Origin of the sequence: Campylobacter volucris, assembly GCF_008245045.1 — a bacterium.
GTDB lineage: Bacteria > Campylobacterota > Campylobacteria > Campylobacterales > Campylobacteraceae > Campylobacter_D > Campylobacter_D volucris.
Window position 1 is genome coordinate 471834 of record NZ_CP043428.1, and the last position, 16738, is coordinate 488571.

Below are 16738 nucleotides of genomic sequence, written 5' to 3' on the forward strand. Positions count from 1 at the left end.
TTATTTTTAAATTTCCAAAAAGGAAAAATATGAAAATATCTAAAATGTTTAATACAAGCTTGATTGTAACTACTATAATGATACCTAGTGTGGTTTTTGGGATAGGCGGAGCTAGTGGGACTAAAACGGATTGGCAAATTCAAGGACAAATTGGGGCTGTTAAGTTAAATCCTTATGGCAAGGCTCCTTTAACTGCGGTTATTTTAGATGGTGGTTATGTTTTAAGTGATGTTAGAGTAAGTGTATTGTCAAAAGATAAAATTAGCGAACTTAGCTATAAAGTAGATGATAATAAACTTAAAACTTATGGCGGGATACCAATTTTTGGTTTATATCCTTCATATTTAAATACAATTAAGGTAAGTTATACTAAAAGCCTTTTTGGAAAAAGTGAAAAAGTTGAAAATGAATATTATAAAATCGCTACTTCTGGAGTAAATATAAGACCAAGTGGTAATACTCTTCAAAGAGGTATTCCGTTTGAAAAAATAGAAATTTTAAAAGTAGAAAAAGAATTTGAAGATAGACTTTATTTGATCAATAACGCACCTGGTAAATTTAATGGCATAAGCTCTTTAGCTGTATGGAATAATCCTGTAGGCGGAGCTTTAGAATGGGATGAGAGTTCTAATGCTTTTATCATTGATACCAAAGGTGAAATTCGTTGGTATTTTGATAGTGATAAATTGATGGATTATGATAATATTTATAATCGTGGTATTATGATGGGCTTTCGTCAAAATAATGATGGTGCTTTGACTTGGGGTTTTGGTCAAAGATATGTAAAATATGATTTAATGGGAAGAGAAATTTTTAATCGTATTTTACCTTCTTCTTATATAGATTTTTCTCATTCTATGGATAATATGCAAAATGGAAACTACCTTTTAAGAGTAGCTTTGGCTAATGTTAAGCGTCCTGATGGAAAAAATGTGCGTTCTGTGCGTGATGTGATCGTTGAAGTGGATAAAGATGGAAATGTAGTTGATGAGTGGAGACTTTTTGAAATTTTAGATCCATATAGGGCTAATGTTATCAAAGCATTAGATCAAGGTGCTGTGTGTTTAAATGTAGATACTTCTAAAGCTGGTCACACTTTAAGTGATGAGGATTTAGTTAAAATGGATACAAGTGATATTTTTGGAGATATTGCTGGAACTGGAGTAGGTCGTAACTGGGCTCATGTAAATAGTGTTGATTATGATCCTAGCGATGATAGCATTATCATTTCAAGTCGTCATCAAAGTGCTATCATAAAAATAGGGCGTGATAAAAAAGTTAAATGGATCTTAGGAGCTCATAAGGGTTGGGGTGATAAGTATAAAAAAGCCCTTTTGCAACCTGTGGATAAAAATGGTAAAAAAATTATATGTAAAGATGAATATAGTAAGTGCGATGTAAGCACTAATGGTGGGTTTGATTTTCCTTGGACTCAGCATACTGCTTTTAGAATAGATGAAAAATCTAGTAAAAGATATATTTATATTAGTGTTTTTGATAATGGCGATGCAAGAGGATTAAGTCAACCGCCTTTTGCAAATTTAAAATACTCAAGAGCAGTGGTTTATAAAATAGATCAACAAAATAAAACAGTAGAGCAAATTTGGGAGTATGGTAAGCAAAGAAAAAATGAGTGGTTTTCGCCTATTACTTCCTTAGTGGAGTATCATAAAGATAAAAATTCTATTTTAGTTTATAGCGCAAGTGCTGGTATGAGTTTTGATTTAAATAAAGGCATTGCTTTAGGGGAGCCAAAACCTGAAATAGATGAATTTAAATGGGGCGCTAAAGAACCATCAGTGCAAATTAAATTTAGTGGCGGTGGAGTAGGGTATCAAGCTATGCCTATAGATTTGAAAAAAGCGTTTGAGTGAAAAAGGGCTTTAAGCCCTTTTATTATAAATATCCTGCGCTTAAAGCTAAGAAATATCCTGCTATACAAGATACCACAACTCCTATTAAGCCTGGTAATATAAAACTATGATTGATTACATATTTGCCTATTTTTGTAGTGCCTGATCTGTCAAATTGTATAGTAGCTAGATCGCTTGGATAAGTTGGTAATATATAATAACCATAGCAAGCTGCTGCAAAAGCTATAATAATACCTGAATCTACACCAATGCCTAAAGCAAGTGGCACAAAAGCTGATATAGCTGCTGCTTGAGAATTTACAAATTTAGATATAAGCAAAAGCATCAATGCATAAGTCCAAGGATGTTCTTTTACAATATCCCCTAAGGCTTGTTTCATCATAGGTGTATGCACTGCAAACATAGTATCTGCCATCCATGAAATTCCAAAAACCGCAACAAGTGCTATCATGCCTGATTTGAAAATTTCATTTTTAGCGATTTTACTAGGATCTAATTTTGTAAAAATTATTAAAGCTGAACCTGCTAAAAGCATAAACATTTGTATAGTAGCAACCATACTCATAGGTTTAGTTACGCCTTTTGCGTCTGTAAATTGCGGTCTAAGTTCTGAAAATGCACCCAAAATAGCTACTACAACAATAGCACCTAAAAATATCCACATAGCAAGCCATTGAACTTTAGGTAATTGTTGCCCAAGTAAGGTTTTGCTTTCTCCATAGATGTATTTTTTAGTTTCTGGATTTTGTAATTTAGCTAAAAATTCTGGATCCTTATCTAAATCTTTACCCCTAAACCATGAAAAAATTCCAATAGCCAAAACCCCAATTAGCGTAGAAGGTATAGTAATAGCTAGTAAATCCACATATCCATCAAATCCTGCCAAAGGGTGTTTGTTGATTTCTGGATTTAAAAGTAGGGCTGTCAAGCTAACAACTGCTACTGAAACTGGACTTGCTATGATACCAAGTTGGCTTGAGATGCTTGAAGCTGCCATTGGTCTTTCTGGGCGAATTCCGTTTTTAATAGCTATGTCATAAATAATTGGCATCATGGTATAAACTACATGGCCTGTTCCACAAAGCATAGTCAAAAAGCAAGTGGTAAATGGTGCTAGGATGGTTAAAAATTTTGGGTTTTTTCTCAAAACTTTTTCGGCTATTTGAAGCATCACATCTAAACCGCCGCTTGCTTGTAAAGTTGCACTTGCAACAACTACTGCTAAAATAGTAAGCATTACATCAATAGCAGGCTTTCCTGGTGCCACAGCAAAACCAAAGCTTAGTATCAATAACCCTATACCGCCTAATAAACCCAAAGCAATTCCACCTTTTTTTGCTCCATAAAAAAGGCAAATCAAAACAACAGCTAGTTGAATGCTAAATTGCATACCCTCGCTAAGACTAGTTAGCACTTGCATTTTTACTCCTTGACTTGAAATGAGTTAAAGTATAATGCAAGAAATATTAAGAGTAAATAAAATATAAATTATTTTAAATATATATTTACCAATATTTATGATAAATATTGGTAAAAAAGTTATTGGTATTTTTTTAGGATATTTTTTAGAATTTTATCGATCTTTTCAATTGATGCTATTTCGCATTTTTCATCTGTAGAATGAGGGCTAAAAATATTTGGCCCTATGGAGCAACATTCTAAAGGTTGTTTAGTGCTTAATATACCACATTCTAAACCCGCATGGATGGAATAAAGTTTAGCATTAACATTTTCTTCTTCAAAGCATTTTAAAATTTCTTCAGCAAATTTAGTGTCTGTATTTTCCCAAGGAGGGTAAAAATTTGCACTGCTGATTTGACAATTTTGCATTTTAAAATAAGTTAAGGTTTCAAATTCTATATTTTTTAATTCTTCAAGATTGTTTGATCTTGCAAAAAGTTCAAAATGAAATTTACCTTCTTTTTCATAAGCTAAAGAAAGATTAATACTAGTTTGAACTAAATTTAATTGAGAATTAAAACTCCTAACACCTTGTGAAAAAGCATTGATGAGGTTTAGAATATCTTTTGAATTTTTGTAGAATGTTTTTTTGATTTTTCCTAAATTTTTGATTTTAAAATGCTCATTTTCTTGTGGTTGATTTTTAAAAAATGCAACAGCTTTTGTGTGTTTTGGGATGGAATTAATTCTTTCTCCACCACTAAATTCACAAATTTCACCATCATTTTCACTAATAAATTTAGCCATTTCTTTTATGGAATTTTTTATATTTTTGACTATATCAATTCCTGAATGCCCACCTTTAAAATTAATCGCTTCAATCTCATAGCAATTTTCTTCTTTTTCATCAAAAATGATGGCTAAATTTGCAAAAATATCCACTCCACCAGCACAAGAAATGACGATTTCGCTATCGTTTTCATGATCTAAGTTTAAAAGTTTTTTTGAAAGGAGTTTTAATTCTAAATTATTTGCCCCATTTAGCCCAACTTCTTCATCATTTGTAAAAAGACATTCTATATTTTCGCAATCTTTTAAAGCTTGCATCATCAATGCTACGCCTATGCCATTGTCTGCCCCAAGACTTGAATTTTTTGCTTTTAAAAATCCTTGTTCTTCATAAACTTCTACATTAGGTGCTTGTCCCATACACACCATATCATAATGACTTTGTAAGCAAATTTGTGGTTTGCCTTTGTAAGCTTGGATGTTACCCGCTTTATCTACATTGACAATACAATTTTGCTCTTTTGCATAAGAAATTAAAAAATCTTTCAATTGTTCATTTTCATAGCTACAATGTGGTATTTTAGAGATTTGCTTAAAATTTTGTATAATTTGCGTCATATTTTCTCCTTTTTTGGATATTATGACATATTTTTGGATATAAAATGAAAATTTCAAAAAAACAATTAAAGCTTATATTGGATTTTGCAAAAGATCCTAAAAAATTTTTAATTATAGTCTTTTTGGCTCTTTTTTCTTATGTATTAAATTATGATCCAAATTCATATATAAATGCAAAAATTATCAAGGTTATTGATGGTGATACTATTGAAGTGAAAACAAATGATAAAGAAATTATTGTGAGATTGTTTGGTATAGATGCACCAGAAAAAGATCAATCTTATGGTCAAATGTCGCAAAAATTTTTAAATGCTATTGTTTTAAATAAAGAAGTGGTTTTGGGTGTGAAAGATGAAGATAAATATGGTAGAATTTTAGCCATAGTTTATCTTAATGATAGAGATATTAATCAGGTTATGGTTGCAAATGGTTATGCTTGGGCATATGAGCACTATAGTGATTTATATGTTAAGGATCAGCAATTAGCTCAAAATGCTAAAAAAGGATTATGGGAAGAAAAAGATCCTATAGAGCCACATAAATGGCGTAAGCAAATAAGATTTAATCAGGAATGAGATGCTAAAAATAAGTTTGTTGGTAGTGATTGGGTTGTTTTTAAGTGGATGTTTTGTTAATGAAAGAGGTATTTCAAATCGTTTTTATGATGATTGTAAAGAATACTATGATGCTAGTGGGACATATCATAAAGAATGTCCGCAAAATTGGGTTGATTTGCCATTAACCCCCGAGGCTCTTAAGGACGGCATTTAATTCTGCTTGAGAAGGGTCTTGCTGAGGAGCTTCTTGGGCTTGTTGTGTGCTAGTGCTTGAATTTGTTTGGGTTTTTAGTTTAAAAATATGCTCTTCGGTGGTGATTACTTGAAAAGAAGCATCAAAGATTTTAATTTCATTAACAAAACCGACTACTTTTACTTCTCTTTTTTTAGAATCATCGCTAAATAAAGCACTTGCTTCAAGATTTAAAATATCTCCGACTTTTAAAGGTGCATAAAAAAAGCTTCTTGAGCCTATTAAAACACTAAATTCTTTATTTATCGCAGCTTGTGCGATATAGTTTGCAGCATTAAAAACAAAACCACTATGAACCAAACCAAGCTCATCTACAGCCATATCTCCAGTAGTGATCAATATACCTTTGGCAAAATTTTTTTCTATATGAGATATACTTCCTGCTAGGTTATTATTAATACTTGGACAAGTAATGAGCTCAGTTTTGATACGATTTAATTCTTCAGGATCTATTAATTCTTCTATATTAACTATACTTGCACTTTTTGCCATTTTAAACCTTTAATCTTACATAAATTCTTTTGGGTGCTGGATAGCCTTCGCAAGTTAAATTTGAATCTTTTTCATCTAAAAACTGATCTAAAGAATAAGAATCAATCCATTGAGTTTTTCTTTGTTCTTCTAAATCTGTTTGTTTAGTAGCTAAAATTTCAAATTCGCTAAAACCAGCCCTTTGGCACCAATTTCTTAAACCCAATATCGACGGAATGAAAAAAATATTTGGTATTTTTGAGTAAGTTTTTTTAGGAATGAGTGCAATTTCTCTTTCATCTTCTATATACATAGTGTCTAAAAAGACTATGCCATTTTTATTTAATGATTGTTTGAGTTGTTTAAGCATCATTATAGGATCACTTCTGTGATAAATCACTCCAAGACAAAAAATCACATCAAATTTTATAGGATAATTTGGCACATCGCTAACTCCTAATAATTCATATTTTACAGGAGTTTTTGCTAAAGAATTAATCAATAAAAATTGCAAAAAATATTTTATAGATGGATCAAAACCAATGATTTTAGTAGGATTAAATTCAAGCATTTTAAACATATAATATCCATTATTGCACCCAATATCTGCTACTATTTTATTTTCAATGCAATGCATATGTTCTTTTAAGATATTAAATTTTATAAAACTTCTCCACTCAGTATCTATAAAAAGATCATTGATTTTAAAAGGTCCTTTACGCCATGGTTTAAGTTCAAGAGCTATATTTTTAATTTCTTCGTTAAATTTTTCATCACAAAATATATCAAAACTATCATTAATTTCTATCATTGAGTTTGAAATTTGATGATATAGATTTTGAATTTTTTGATAAAGTGGATGATTTTGAGCTTGTTTAAGTAAAGTATTTTCTTGCATTTTGTGTATGGTAAAAACTCCAAAAAGGAGTTTTTATTATTGAAGTAAGCTTGCGATTTTGGTTTGTAAAACTACATTTGAGTGAGCATTAGCAAATAAATATGCATTTTCTTTTAAGTAGTTTGCGTTAAAATCATTTACATTTTGAGCTAAATCATTGTTTTGTAACTTACTTTCAGCTTCTTTTGTATTGATACTAGTTTGTAAAGATGAATTGATATTGGAATTAATAGCATTGATCCCAGCACCTATATCTGCACGCAAGCTTCCAACTTGATCAAGAAAATTACGAATTCCATCTTGATTATCAAGATTTAAATTTGTAGTGCTTGGTTGATTTAAATTGATATTTTCTACACCAGAGCCAACTACAAAATCCATACTTTGAAAAACATTTTTTCCATTAAATGTTGCACCTGCAAAAGCATCATTTATAGAATCAACTAATCTTGTAGCTTCAGTATTTAACATACTTTTTTGTCTTTCATTTAAAGCAGTGCTGTTTGAACGCACTGAAAGTTCATTGAGTCTATCTGCTGTGGCTGAAATATTATTTAGCGCTGAATCTGCAATTTGTAATACACCTATGGAGTCATAAGCGTTTAAAATACCTTGATCTATAGTGCTTGATTGGCTTCTTAAAGAATCAGCTATAGCTAAATTTGCTCCATCGGTGCCATCAAGAGCACGGATTGCTGCTATATTTTCTAAAGCTTTTTCTTGATTTTTTTGAGCTTGATTTACATATTGGCTTGCTTGGGTAGATCCTATATCGTTTATTTTCATCTTTGACTCCTTTTAAAGACTTAAATTATTATACTATAGTTTTTTTAAAATTTAGGAAAAACAAAACAACTTGAGCAAACATAATGATTTTCATCACCACTTCACTAGCTCCGTGAATTTTTATAAATTCTTGTGTTTTGGTTGCTTCTTCTCCTAAAGCTTGTGCTTGTAAAACATAAGCACTAAAGTAAAAAACAAAAAGCAAACTTAGTGCCAAAATGATTAAAGACAACATAAATTTAGAAAAATTTATTTTAAAAGTAAAATTTTTATCTTTAAAAGAAAACATTTCTATTAGCAAAGATATGGCACTAATTGCAAGTAAAACATAACCAAATTGCACAAAAATATTTGTCATTAAAAGTCCGCTTTGAAAATGATTTAAAACACCTTCTCCTATGAATTTTTCAGGATAAAAAATGGTAGGAGCTAAAAAAGCACCAATACTAATTTCTATACCAATTAAACTTGCAAGTAAAAATAAATATACAGCTTTCATACTAAAATTCTCCAAAATAAAATAAAATTATAATCTAACATTCTAAATTATATGCAACAAAAGCTCTATCAAAACCATTATAATCAGTAAAAAATTCGCACTTAAATTTATAAAAATTTAAAATTTGATTTAAAATTTCTTTTTGATCAAAACCAAATTCACAAGCTAAAATTTTACATTGTTTTTCTTTTGCAAAGATGATTATTTTTTCTAAAATTTCCCATCCTTTTTCTCCTCCATATAAGGCATTGTGCGGTTCGTTTTTTACCCATTTGTCCAAAGGATAATCATTTTTAATATAAGGAGGATTAGAAAAGATAAAATCATAATTGTTTTTTAAATTTTGAAAATCACAAAGTTGAAAATCAATATTTTTTAAAACTTTATGATATTTTGCATTTTTAATGGCAAGCTCTAAAGCCAAAGGATTAATGTCACAAGCTTGGATGAAAATATTTTTCAATTTTGCTAAAGTGATACTTAAAATTCCACTTCCAAAGCCAATTTCTAATACATTTTTAACATTATTTGTATTTAAAATTTTTATACATTGTTCTAATAAAATTTCACTATCAAAACGAGGGATTAACACGCCTTTTTCAACAAAAAAATCCAAACCATAAAAATTTGTTTTTTTAAAAATATATTCAAAGGGTTCACCATCTAAAAAACGATCAACAAAAGTAAAAAAAATACCTTCATCAATGAGAAAATCCGAATTTAAAAAAATCCAAGCTTTATCTTTTTGCAACAACTCACAAAGTATAAAAATAATATATTCTTTTTGAGAAGGATCTTTTTGATAAGCTAGGTTTAAAGCTTTTTGAATTTGCATCATTGCAAAGCTTTAATCCTATCATCGATACTAGGATGGCTTAGGTGAAAAAATGCATAAATTTTGCTTGTTTTAACAAAGGCTTTGTTTTCTCTTGCTAAAGCTATTAAAGCATTTGTCATATCTTCTTTAGAGCTAAGTTTGGCTCCGTGTAAATCAGCATTAAATTCATTTTTTTGACTCATTTTGTTAATCAAAGGAGAGATAAAAAAGGTAAAAATATTTCCAAATATTAACAACAAAGCAAAAACTCCAGCATTTACGCCATCTAAATGACTTTGTTCATAAAATAAATTTGGCAAATGTGCAAAAATAAAAAATAAAGCAAAGAGCATCAAAGCACTTGCTATAAGCATTTTGATTAAATCTTTATGCACAAAATGTCCAAGTTCATGGCCTAAAACGGCTATGAGTTCATTTTCTTTTAAAGCTTTTAATAGTGTATCAAACAATACCACTCTTTTGCTTTTAAACAAACCTCCAAAATAAGCATTTAATCTCTTATCTCTTTTGCTTGCATCAATAATATAAACTCCATTAGCACTAAAACCACATTTTTGCATTAAATTTGTGATTTTTTCTAATAAATTTTCATCTTCTAATTTTGTCATTTTATTAAAAATAGGTGCGATTAGAGTAGGGTAGATTAGATTAATAACAATAATAATACTAAAGCTTAAAGCAAATGCAACAATCCACCAATAAGCTCCAAAATATTCAAAACAAAAAACCAAAGCATAAATAATCAAAAATCCAAAAATAAGCATCAAAGCTAAAGATTTTAAACTATCTTTTATAAATAAGGCAAAAGTCATATTAGAAAAGCCGTGTTTTTTGTCTTTGACAAAACTTTCATAATACCCTAGTGGTAAATTTAAAACACTAAGGATAAACAAAAACGAAAGTAAAAATAAAGTATTTTCCAAAGTAGAATTTTCATTAATCCAAAATTCTTTTAAGTATAAAAATCCAAAACTTAGCCAAGCTATGTTGATAATGAGATTATAAACATTTGAAAATATTTTATATTTTTCATTTTCTATGGCAATATCTGCAGCATTTTTATACTCATTTTCATCTAAAATTACTGCTTTTTGTTCTTTTTCTTTTTTAAGAAATTTAATTTGCTCATAAGAGATGTAAAGTATAAAAATCGTATAAATACATAAAATAGCTATTAAAGTCATTGCAAATCCAATTAAAAATTTTCTTGCAAGTATTTCACAACAAGGTAAAAATCAGGCAAACAAAATATTTGTTTGCCTAAATGTTAAGAAGAATTCTTTTTATTTAAAAATCAAAAAGAGTATTTAAAACCTATGTTTCCTGTAAAGTATGTTTCATCAGTGTTATCGTCTTTGTTGCCTAAAATTTGTTTAGCACCTAAACTTAAGTCCACTGAAAGATTTTCTGTAATACCAATATTGCTACCTATAAGAAGTTTTCCAAAAGTTTTATCTTTTTCAGCTCCAGATACATGATAGTTCATATCACTTCCTGCGAAGCGACCTTTGAAATCATTTCCACTAGTAGCAAAAAATTGCTCAATTTTTGGAGTTATATAAAAATAGCTACCACCATCAAATCCTTTTCTAAACTCTGCTCCGATTTCAGCACTTGCTGCGAAACTATCCATTGAATAGACTTTTTGAGCCCAAACTCCATTTTCTGTATAATCTGGAGTTTTTCCATAGTAAAGGTTTAATCCAATTAATGGTTTGATAGCAAATTTATCTCCCATATCAAGCACATATCCATATGCACCACTTGCACCTAAGAAAGTTTGAGTGTAATCAGACTTATTATTGGTTCCATTTAAAAATCTTTCTTGGTCTGTATAGCTAAATTGCGCATATGTTTTAATATCAAATTCATGTTGTCCATTGGTTATTCTTGAATATGCACCAAATTGCAAGTTATCTGCATCTTGATTGATAGAGTTATGACTTAATTTAGAGTCAGCATATGTTAAATATGTACCAAAAAGTATAGAATCACTAAATTGTCTATCTATACCTAATGTTATACCATATATAGAATCATTTTCGCTACCTATCATATTTGCTCCACCAAATGCATTAGACCAAATACTGTTTTCACCTTGATTTCTACTTTGGATCATTCTAGTTGATATAGCCATTTCATTTGCTAGGTTGATAACTTGGATAGCACCTTGGCGATTAGAATTATTTGCACTTTCTCTAGCTGAATTTATGACATTTTGAGCTTGTTGTGCTTTGCCTATCATAGCATCAGTTAAAGCACTACCTGCTGCTTGTTGTCTATTTGATGTTAAAAGAGATCCCAACACCGCATCAATTTGACTGTTAAATACTGGAGATTTGCTATCAATGTTAATTGCATTCATTTTTCCGGTTAAATCTTTAATTATTTGTTTATAATCTGCTTTGGTAAATTCTTGTTTGTTTGCTGCTTTTGGTTCTACACCAGGTGCTTCATTCATTAATTTTGTGTATTCTTCAATCATAGATTGTAAAGCTAGTTTTTGTGCTTCTCTAAGTGATTTAGCAAGTCCATCTGTTTTGATGCTATTTTGCCAAGATTTTGTATCCACTTGTGCACTAATATATAAAGAATTTCCTACTACTTTTATTTTATGATCAACACCTTTTATATCTACTTTAATCGAGTCGATATTTTCTTCATATTTTTTAGCTTCTTCTGCACTTAGTCCAAGAGCTTGCGCAGTTGATATAGCGGTGTAAACACCTGCTGTGTTGGTTAATTCAATATCTTTATTAAAACCTTTATCAGCGCTCAATAAAAAAATACCATTTTCGCTTATTGGTGCATTTGTAGCGCTAAAATTTGAATTTCTTATAAATGCTGTGCCAGTTACATGAAAGTTGTGATTCCCGTAAAAATCAAGATTAGCATCAGTGGCTAAGAAATCACCTTTTACAAGCAAAGAACCATTTGCACTTTGACTTCCTAAAGTTCCGTTAGAAATAAAAAGATCAGCGCTGTTAAGCAAGGCTAAATTTCCTTCTATAACTCCAGTATTACCTACATTTAAAGAGGTTTCTTTACCCATACCATCGCTTGCACCATTAAAAATTATTTCTTTTGCTTTAATATTGAAAGAATAAAACTTATCCTTTTCGCCGTCAAAATAATGACCAATTTCTGCATCTTTATCTTTAACGCTGATATTAAAAGTGCTTTTAGCTGCGTCTATATTTAAGTGATTAATATATTTGTTTGTTTTTCCATCGAATGTAGATCCAATGATAGAAGTGATATTGTAAGTAGAACCTGTGTTTTTATCTATAAAAGAATAATTTCCATTTTTATTTTCATCTTTTAGGTTAGTGTCGGAAAACGGATTTCCCCCCCCCGTAACGGCGTGAGCTGAACTAGCTACCATAGTAGCAACACAAGCTGAAAGAAAAATTTTTCTATTCAAATTTTTCATTTTTATTTACTCCTTATTAAAAATATAGAACCAAAATTATAGCAAGATAATGAGTAAAAAATCAAGAATTTTAATAAAAATACCAAACACTGATAAAAATTTTGAAAATAAATATTATATATTTTGAGTTTTTTCTAAAACATTAAAATATTCTTCTTCTAAGATTGTTAATTTTTCTTCTAATTGATTTAATTTTTCATATAAAGTGTTAATCCCTAATTCTTGATAGATTTTAGGATCACTTAAAGCTAGTTTAGTTTCTTTAATTTCTTGTTCTAAAATGGCGATTTTGTCAGGGTGTGAATTTAAAATTTCATTTTCTTTGTAGCTTAATTTTTTGCTTGTTTTTTCTTTGCTTTTGTTTTGAGTTTGATTTTGTTCTAAATTTTTAGAAAATTCTTTAAATTCTTGATATTCTTTTTGAATTTCTAAATACTCACTGTATGAAATTACTTCTATATTTATAGTTGAATTTTCTTCAAATGCATAAAGTTTTGTGGCTATTTTATCTACAAAATATCTATCGTGTGAAACTAGTAAAATAGCTCCTTCAAAAGCAAGTAGGTATTCTTCTAAAATATTAATCGTAGCAATGTCTAAATCATTCGTAGGTTCATCTAAAATCAAAACATCATATTCTTGAGTAAAAAGTAAAGCTAGGGCGACTCTATTTTTTTCACCACCACTTAAAACACTAACACTTTGATCTAAAAATTCTTTTGGAAATAAAAATTGTTTTAAGTATCCATAAACATGCATATTTTTGCCACGCACTTGGATATGATCGCCACCATTTGGGCAAAAAATCTCTAAAAGTTTTTTATCGGTATTTAGCAAACTTCTGCTTTGATCAAAATAGCCTATTTTCACCTCGCCTCTTTTGATCTCACCGCTATCAAGTGGAATTTGATCTAGTAAAATTTTTAAAAAAGTAGATTTTCCACAGCCATTTTTTCCTACTATAGCTATGCGTTCACCTTGTAAAATTCGTGCATTAAAGTCTTTAAAAAGTGTTTTATTTGCGATAGTTTTGGTGATATTTTTAAGCTCAAAAAGCATTTTTTTGCGGTTTTGGCTTTGAGTTTGATTGAAATTTTTACTTGCTCTTTTTATTTCAAGTTCTAAGCGTTTAATGGCTCCTGGATTTTTTTTGGCTTCTTCACGCATTTTAAAAATTCGTTCTTTACGCCCTTCATTGCGTTTAAGTCTTGCTTTTACACCTCTTCTTAGCCATTCTTCTTCGCTTTTTAATTGTTTAAGTAAGGTTTCATGACTTTTAGCCAAAGATGCTAAAATAGCAGCTTTTTTCTCCAAATACTGCGTGTAAGCTCCTTCAAAAACACTTAGCTTACCCGCTTCTATTTCAACGCATTTTTGTGCTATAGCGTCTATAAAATATCTATCATGAGAGATGAAAATTACGCACATTTTTGTAGCTTTTAATCTTTCTTCTAAAAAGCTACTCATATAAACATCTAAGTGGTTAGTAGGTTCATCTAAAAGTAAAATATCAGGATTTTTTAAAAGCAAAGTACAAAGCCCTACGCGTCTAATCTCTCCTCCGCTTAAAGAGCAAAGTGGTCTATCTTTATAATCAAATAGGTTAAATTCTTCTAGTATTCTTTGAATTTTTTGATCTAAATTCCACGCGTCTTTAGATTCAATGAGTAAATTTAGCTCATCTAATCTTTTTAAATATTCTTTATTTTCTGGATCTTTTGCTAATTTTTCATTGTATTTTTCAAATTCATTTAAAGCTTGATAAATTTCTTCTAATTCTTTTTTAATAGCTTCAATCACACTCAAAGAGCTTTCAAAACTAACTTGTTGAGAGAGCATAGCTATGCTTGTGTTGTTTTGTCTTATGATTCTTCCACTATCTAATTTTAATGTCCCCATCAAGGCTTTTAAAAAGCTTGATTTGCCTTCTCCATTTTTACCAATGATGGCTATTTTTTCGCCTAAATTAGCACTAAAATTTGCATTTTCTAAGATAATTTTTGTATTAAATTTTTTATTTGCATCGATTAAATCTATTAAAGCCAAAGATATTCCTGAAAATTTTTTGTGATTTTACTTTAAAAAGTATTAATTTTGCTTAAATAAAATTACACAATGAGAGTTGTTATATTTTTTGGTTTATTGATACTTTTTTTTGCATTAGCAAATTTTTATATTTACAAAAGATTTTTAAAAAGGATTGATTTTTTAAAGCCATATAAAAAATTTTTAATTTTTTTTATGCTTTTTATTTTTTGTATGCAAATGTTTTTTTTCATTAGCATGCGAGAAGACTTTTTAAGTGAAAAAATATATTATATACTTGCTGTTTTTCCGACCATTACTTGTTTTTTGCTGATGTTTGCTGTTATTTTTGAATTAGGCACTTGGGCGTTTTTTAATGAAAAGACAAAAAAACAAGTTTTTAGCACTCAAAGAAGAAAATTTCTTAAGCTTATTTTTGATTCTTGGTTGATTATATTAAGCATAAGTATGATTTTCAAAGGTTTTGCAAATGCTGTTAGTGTGCCTAAGGTTAAAGAAATTGATTTAAAAATTGATAAGCTTAAAGAAGATTTAAATATAGTTTTGATTTCAGATGTGCATTTGGGAAAAAATTTAAGAGAGGAATTTTTAAAAGCTTTGATTGAAAAAATCAATGCCTTAAATGCTGATATGGTTATCATAGCTGGAGATTTAATCGATACAGATATTAATAAAATACACTATTTAGAACTTTTGCAAAATTTTAAATCCAAATATGGCACTTTTTATGTATATGGAAATCATGAGTATTATAATGGTATGGAAGAAATTAGTGCTAAATTAAAAAAATTACAAAATTTTAAAATTTTAGAAGATGAAGGTATAAAATTTGATAATTTTACACTTAGTGGGACTTTAGATCTTAGTGCTGAGCGTTTAGGATATAAAGCTAGTGATATTAATAAAGTAAAACAACATATCAATAATGAAAAATTTAATATACTCATCACCCATCAACCAAAATATGTAAAAACTTATGATGTAACTGGATTTGATTTAATTTTATCAGGACACACTCACGCTGGACAAATTTTTCCTTTTTCTTTACTAGTTTTTTTAGAACAAGGTTTTGTTTATGGTTTGTATGAGCTTGGCAAGAATGCTTTATTATATGTAAGTAGTGGAGCTGGTTTTTGGGGTCCTGCTGTAAGATTTTTAGCACCTAGTGAAATAGCTTTTTTAAAATTAAAAGGAGAATAAATGCCATTAAGCAATAATGTATCAAAAATTTTTGGAATGATAGCTGGATTTAAATTTCCAAAAATGATACAAAAAAATATTAATAAAGCTTATATCAATGCTTTTAATATAGATATGAGTGAATTTAAAAATTATGAAGAATATGAGAGTTTAAATGCTTTATTTACAAGAACTTTGCAAAATGAAAGAGTATTAGAGGATGATTTTATAAGTCCTTGTGATGGAAAAATTTTAGAACTTGGCTCTAGTTTTCAAAATGATTTAAAAGAAAATATTGCTCTTAGTATAAAAGGAACAAGTTATAGTATAGAAGGGCTTTTAAAAGATTGTGCAACCAATTGTGAGTTAGAAAATGGTGTTGATTATGCAAATATTTATCTTTCTCCAAAAGATTACCATCATTATCATGCTCCATGTAATATGCAAATTTTAAGTGCTACTTATGTAAGCGGGGTTTTATTTAGTGTAAGTGAGGCTAAATTAGCAAAGATAGCAAATTTATATGTTAGAAATGAAAGAGTGATTGTAAAAGCTTTAATAGATAATCAATTTATACTTTGGATGGTTTTTGTCGGTGCGTTAAATGTAGGTAAAATGAAATTTGATTTTGATGCTAGCATACAAACTAATGCTGCTAATTTTGATTTTACTCATACTTATGAAAATCTTTTTGTGCAAAAGGGACAAAAACTTGGAAATTTTGAACTTGGATCTACTATAGTTTTAATAGCACAAAAAGGAAATTTAAAATGGACAAAAAAAGCTTATGAAAATGTCAAATTTGCTAAGAAGATGGCTGATTTTCTTTAGTAGTGTCTTCATTAGCTACTTTGTATAAAAATGCAAAAATTTCTGCTACGGCTTTATACATATTAGGCGGGATTTCATCGCCTAGATCAAGTTTGCTTAAAACCTCTACTAAGTCTTTATCTTCTTTTATAGGTATGCCATTTTCTTTTGCTAAAGAAATGATTTTAGAAGCATTTTCACCTTTAGCATTAGCTAAAATTTTTGGTGCATTTTGATCTTCTTTGTTATAGCCTAGTGCAACTGCTTTTTTAATCTTTTTAGCCAT

16 protein-coding genes are annotated in these 16738 nt (G+C 29.3%); 5 read left to right on the top strand and 11 right to left on the bottom strand.

Annotated elements, in window-relative coordinates; genetic code table 11:
* Positions 1 to 44 precede the first annotated feature (44 nt).
* A complete protein-coding gene (locus CVOLT_RS02520; RefSeq protein ID WP_390621658.1) occupies positions 45 to 1874 on the top strand; it encodes an aryl-sulfate sulfotransferase in 1830 nt (609 codons plus the stop codon).
* 22 nt (positions 1875 to 1896) lie between these two features.
* Here CVOLT_RS02520 and CVOLT_RS02525 read toward each other — a convergent pair whose 3' ends face one another.
* The gene (locus CVOLT_RS02525) at positions 1897 to 3294 is read right to left on the bottom strand and encodes an anaerobic C4-dicarboxylate transporter (RefSeq protein WP_039665296.1); all 1398 of its coding nucleotides are present in this window, start codon (positions 3292 to 3294) and stop codon (positions 1897 to 1899) included.
* A gap of 119 nt (positions 3295 to 3413) precedes the next feature.
* Positions 3414 to 4682, bottom strand: coding sequence for a M20/M25/M40 family metallo-hydrolase (locus CVOLT_RS02530; RefSeq protein WP_039665297.1), 1269 nt, complete (start codon positions 4680 to 4682; stop codon positions 3414 to 3416).
* Between the two features lie 44 nt (positions 4683 to 4726).
* Here CVOLT_RS02530 and CVOLT_RS02535 point away from each other — a divergent pair, with 44 nt between their 5' ends.
* Positions 4727 to 5257, top strand: coding sequence for a thermonuclease family protein (locus CVOLT_RS02535; protein ID WP_039665298.1), 531 nt, complete (start codon positions 4727 to 4729; stop codon positions 5255 to 5257).
* Position 5258: 1 nt separating this feature from the next.
* On the top strand, positions 5259 to 5453 hold the full coding sequence (locus CVOLT_RS02540) for a hypothetical protein (RefSeq protein ID WP_084059203.1): 195 nt from the start codon (positions 5259 to 5261) through the stop codon (positions 5451 to 5453).
* Here the strand turns inward: CVOLT_RS02540 and CVOLT_RS02545 are convergent.
* The 8 genes from CVOLT_RS02545 to abc-f all read right to left on the bottom strand — a co-directional run bounded on the left by CVOLT_RS02545 (position 5421) and on the right by abc-f (position 14463).
* Positions 5421 to 5984 (bottom strand): hypothetical protein, encoded by a 564-nt coding sequence (locus CVOLT_RS02545; RefSeq protein WP_039665299.1) that lies wholly within the window; start codon positions 5982 to 5984, stop codon positions 5421 to 5423. The genes CVOLT_RS02540 and CVOLT_RS02545 overlap by 33 nt on opposite strands.
* A 1-nt stretch (position 5985) precedes the next feature.
* Positions 5986 to 6861, bottom strand: coding sequence for a tRNA 5-methoxyuridine(34)/uridine 5-oxyacetic acid(34) synthase CmoB (gene cmoB / locus CVOLT_RS02550; protein WP_039665300.1), 876 nt, complete (start codon positions 6859 to 6861; stop codon positions 5986 to 5988).
* 36 nt (positions 6862 to 6897) lie between these two features.
* On the bottom strand, positions 6898 to 7647 hold the full coding sequence (locus CVOLT_RS02555) for a flagellin (protein ID WP_039665301.1): 750 nt from the start codon (positions 7645 to 7647) through the stop codon (positions 6898 to 6900).
* Between the two features lie 28 nt (positions 7648 to 7675).
* Positions 7676 to 8146, bottom strand: a complete 471-nt coding sequence (locus CVOLT_RS02560; RefSeq protein ID WP_039665302.1) for a DUF4149 domain-containing protein — start codon at positions 8144 to 8146, stop codon at positions 7676 to 7678.
* Positions 8147 to 8180: 34 nt separating this feature from the next.
* A complete protein-coding gene (locus CVOLT_RS02565) occupies positions 8181 to 8981 on the bottom strand; it encodes a HemK/PrmC family methyltransferase (RefSeq protein ID WP_039666250.1) in 801 nt (266 codons plus the stop codon).
* Positions 8981 to 10168: a M48 family metallopeptidase gene (locus tag CVOLT_RS02570; protein WP_039665303.1), complete on the bottom strand. Its 1188-nt coding sequence runs from the start codon at positions 10166 to 10168 to the stop codon at positions 8981 to 8983. The genes CVOLT_RS02565 and CVOLT_RS02570 overlap by 1 nt, the downstream gene beginning before the upstream one ends.
* 110 nt (positions 10169 to 10278) lie before the next feature.
* Positions 10279 to 12417 (bottom strand): autotransporter outer membrane beta-barrel domain-containing protein, encoded by a 2139-nt coding sequence (locus CVOLT_RS02575; protein ID WP_039665304.1) that lies wholly within the window; start codon positions 12415 to 12417, stop codon positions 10279 to 10281.
* Between the two features lie 114 nt (positions 12418 to 12531).
* Positions 12532 to 14463, bottom strand: coding sequence for a ribosomal protection-like ABC-F family protein (gene abc-f, locus CVOLT_RS02580; RefSeq protein WP_039665305.1), 1932 nt, complete (start codon positions 14461 to 14463; stop codon positions 12532 to 12534).
* Positions 14464 to 14532: 69 nt separating this feature from the next.
* Between abc-f and CVOLT_RS02585 the strand changes: the two genes are divergently transcribed.
* Positions 14533 to 15663: a metallophosphoesterase gene (locus tag CVOLT_RS02585; RefSeq protein ID WP_039665306.1), complete on the top strand. Its 1131-nt coding sequence runs from the start codon at positions 14533 to 14535 to the stop codon at positions 15661 to 15663.
* Positions 15664 to 16473 carry a phosphatidylserine decarboxylase gene (locus CVOLT_RS02590; RefSeq protein ID WP_039665307.1) on the top strand — a complete coding sequence of 270 codons (810 nt, stop codon included), beginning with the start codon at positions 15664 to 15666 and terminating at the stop codon, positions 16471 to 16473.
* Here CVOLT_RS02590 and CVOLT_RS02595 read toward each other — a convergent pair.
* Positions 16448 to 16738 (bottom strand): FlhB-like flagellar biosynthesis protein, encoded by a 291-nt coding sequence (locus tag CVOLT_RS02595; protein ID WP_039665308.1) that lies wholly within the window; start codon positions 16736 to 16738, stop codon positions 16448 to 16450. The genes CVOLT_RS02590 and CVOLT_RS02595 overlap by 26 nt on opposite strands.

Excerpts from the sequence above, each read along its gene's own strand:
- CVOLT_RS02520 (WP_390621658.1), top strand. The coding sequence starts at position 45 with ATGTTTAATACAAGCTTGATTGTAACTACTATAATGATACCTAGTGTG.
- CVOLT_RS02525 (WP_039665296.1), bottom strand. The coding sequence starts at position 3,294 with ATGCAAGTGCTAACTAGTCTTAGCGAGGGTATGCAATTTAGCATTCAA.
- CVOLT_RS02570 (WP_039665303.1), bottom strand. The coding sequence starts at position 10,168 with ATGACTTTAATAGCTATTTTATGTATTTATACGATTTTTATACTTTAC.
- CVOLT_RS02575 (WP_039665304.1), bottom strand. The coding sequence starts at position 12,417 with ATGAAAAATTTGAATAGAAAAATTTTTCTTTCAGCTTGTGTTGCTACT.
- CVOLT_RS02565 (WP_039666250.1), bottom strand. The coding sequence starts at position 8,981 with ATGCAAATTCAAAAAGCTTTAAACCTAGCTTATCAAAAAGATCCTTCT.
- CVOLT_RS02535 (WP_039665298.1), top strand. The coding sequence starts at position 4,727 with ATGAAAATTTCAAAAAAACAATTAAAGCTTATATTGGATTTTGCAAAA.
- CVOLT_RS02545 (WP_039665299.1), bottom strand. The coding sequence starts at position 5,984 with ATGGCAAAAAGTGCAAGTATAGTTAATATAGAAGAATTAATAGATCCT.
- CVOLT_RS02555 (WP_039665301.1), bottom strand. The coding sequence starts at position 7,647 with ATGAAAATAAACGATATAGGATCTACCCAAGCAAGCCAATATGTAAAT.
- CVOLT_RS02560 (WP_039665302.1), bottom strand. The coding sequence starts at position 8,146 with ATGAAAGCTGTATATTTATTTTTACTTGCAAGTTTAATTGGTATAGAA.
- cmoB (WP_039665300.1), bottom strand. The coding sequence starts at position 6,861 with ATGCAAGAAAATACTTTACTTAAACAAGCTCAAAATCATCCACTTTAT.
- CVOLT_RS02585 (WP_039665306.1), top strand. The coding sequence starts at position 14,533 with ATGAGAGTTGTTATATTTTTTGGTTTATTGATACTTTTTTTTGCATTA.
- CVOLT_RS02540 (WP_084059203.1), top strand. The coding sequence starts at position 5,259 with ATGCTAAAAATAAGTTTGTTGGTAGTGATTGGGTTGTTTTTAAGTGGA.
- CVOLT_RS02590 (WP_039665307.1), top strand. The coding sequence starts at position 15,664 with ATGCCATTAAGCAATAATGTATCAAAAATTTTTGGAATGATAGCTGGA.
- CVOLT_RS02530 (WP_039665297.1), bottom strand. The coding sequence starts at position 4,682 with ATGACGCAAATTATACAAAATTTTAAGCAAATCTCTAAAATACCACAT.
- CVOLT_RS02595 (WP_039665308.1), bottom strand. The coding sequence starts at position 16,738 with ATGGCTAAAAAGATTAAAAAAGCAGTTGCACTAGGCTATAACAAAGAA.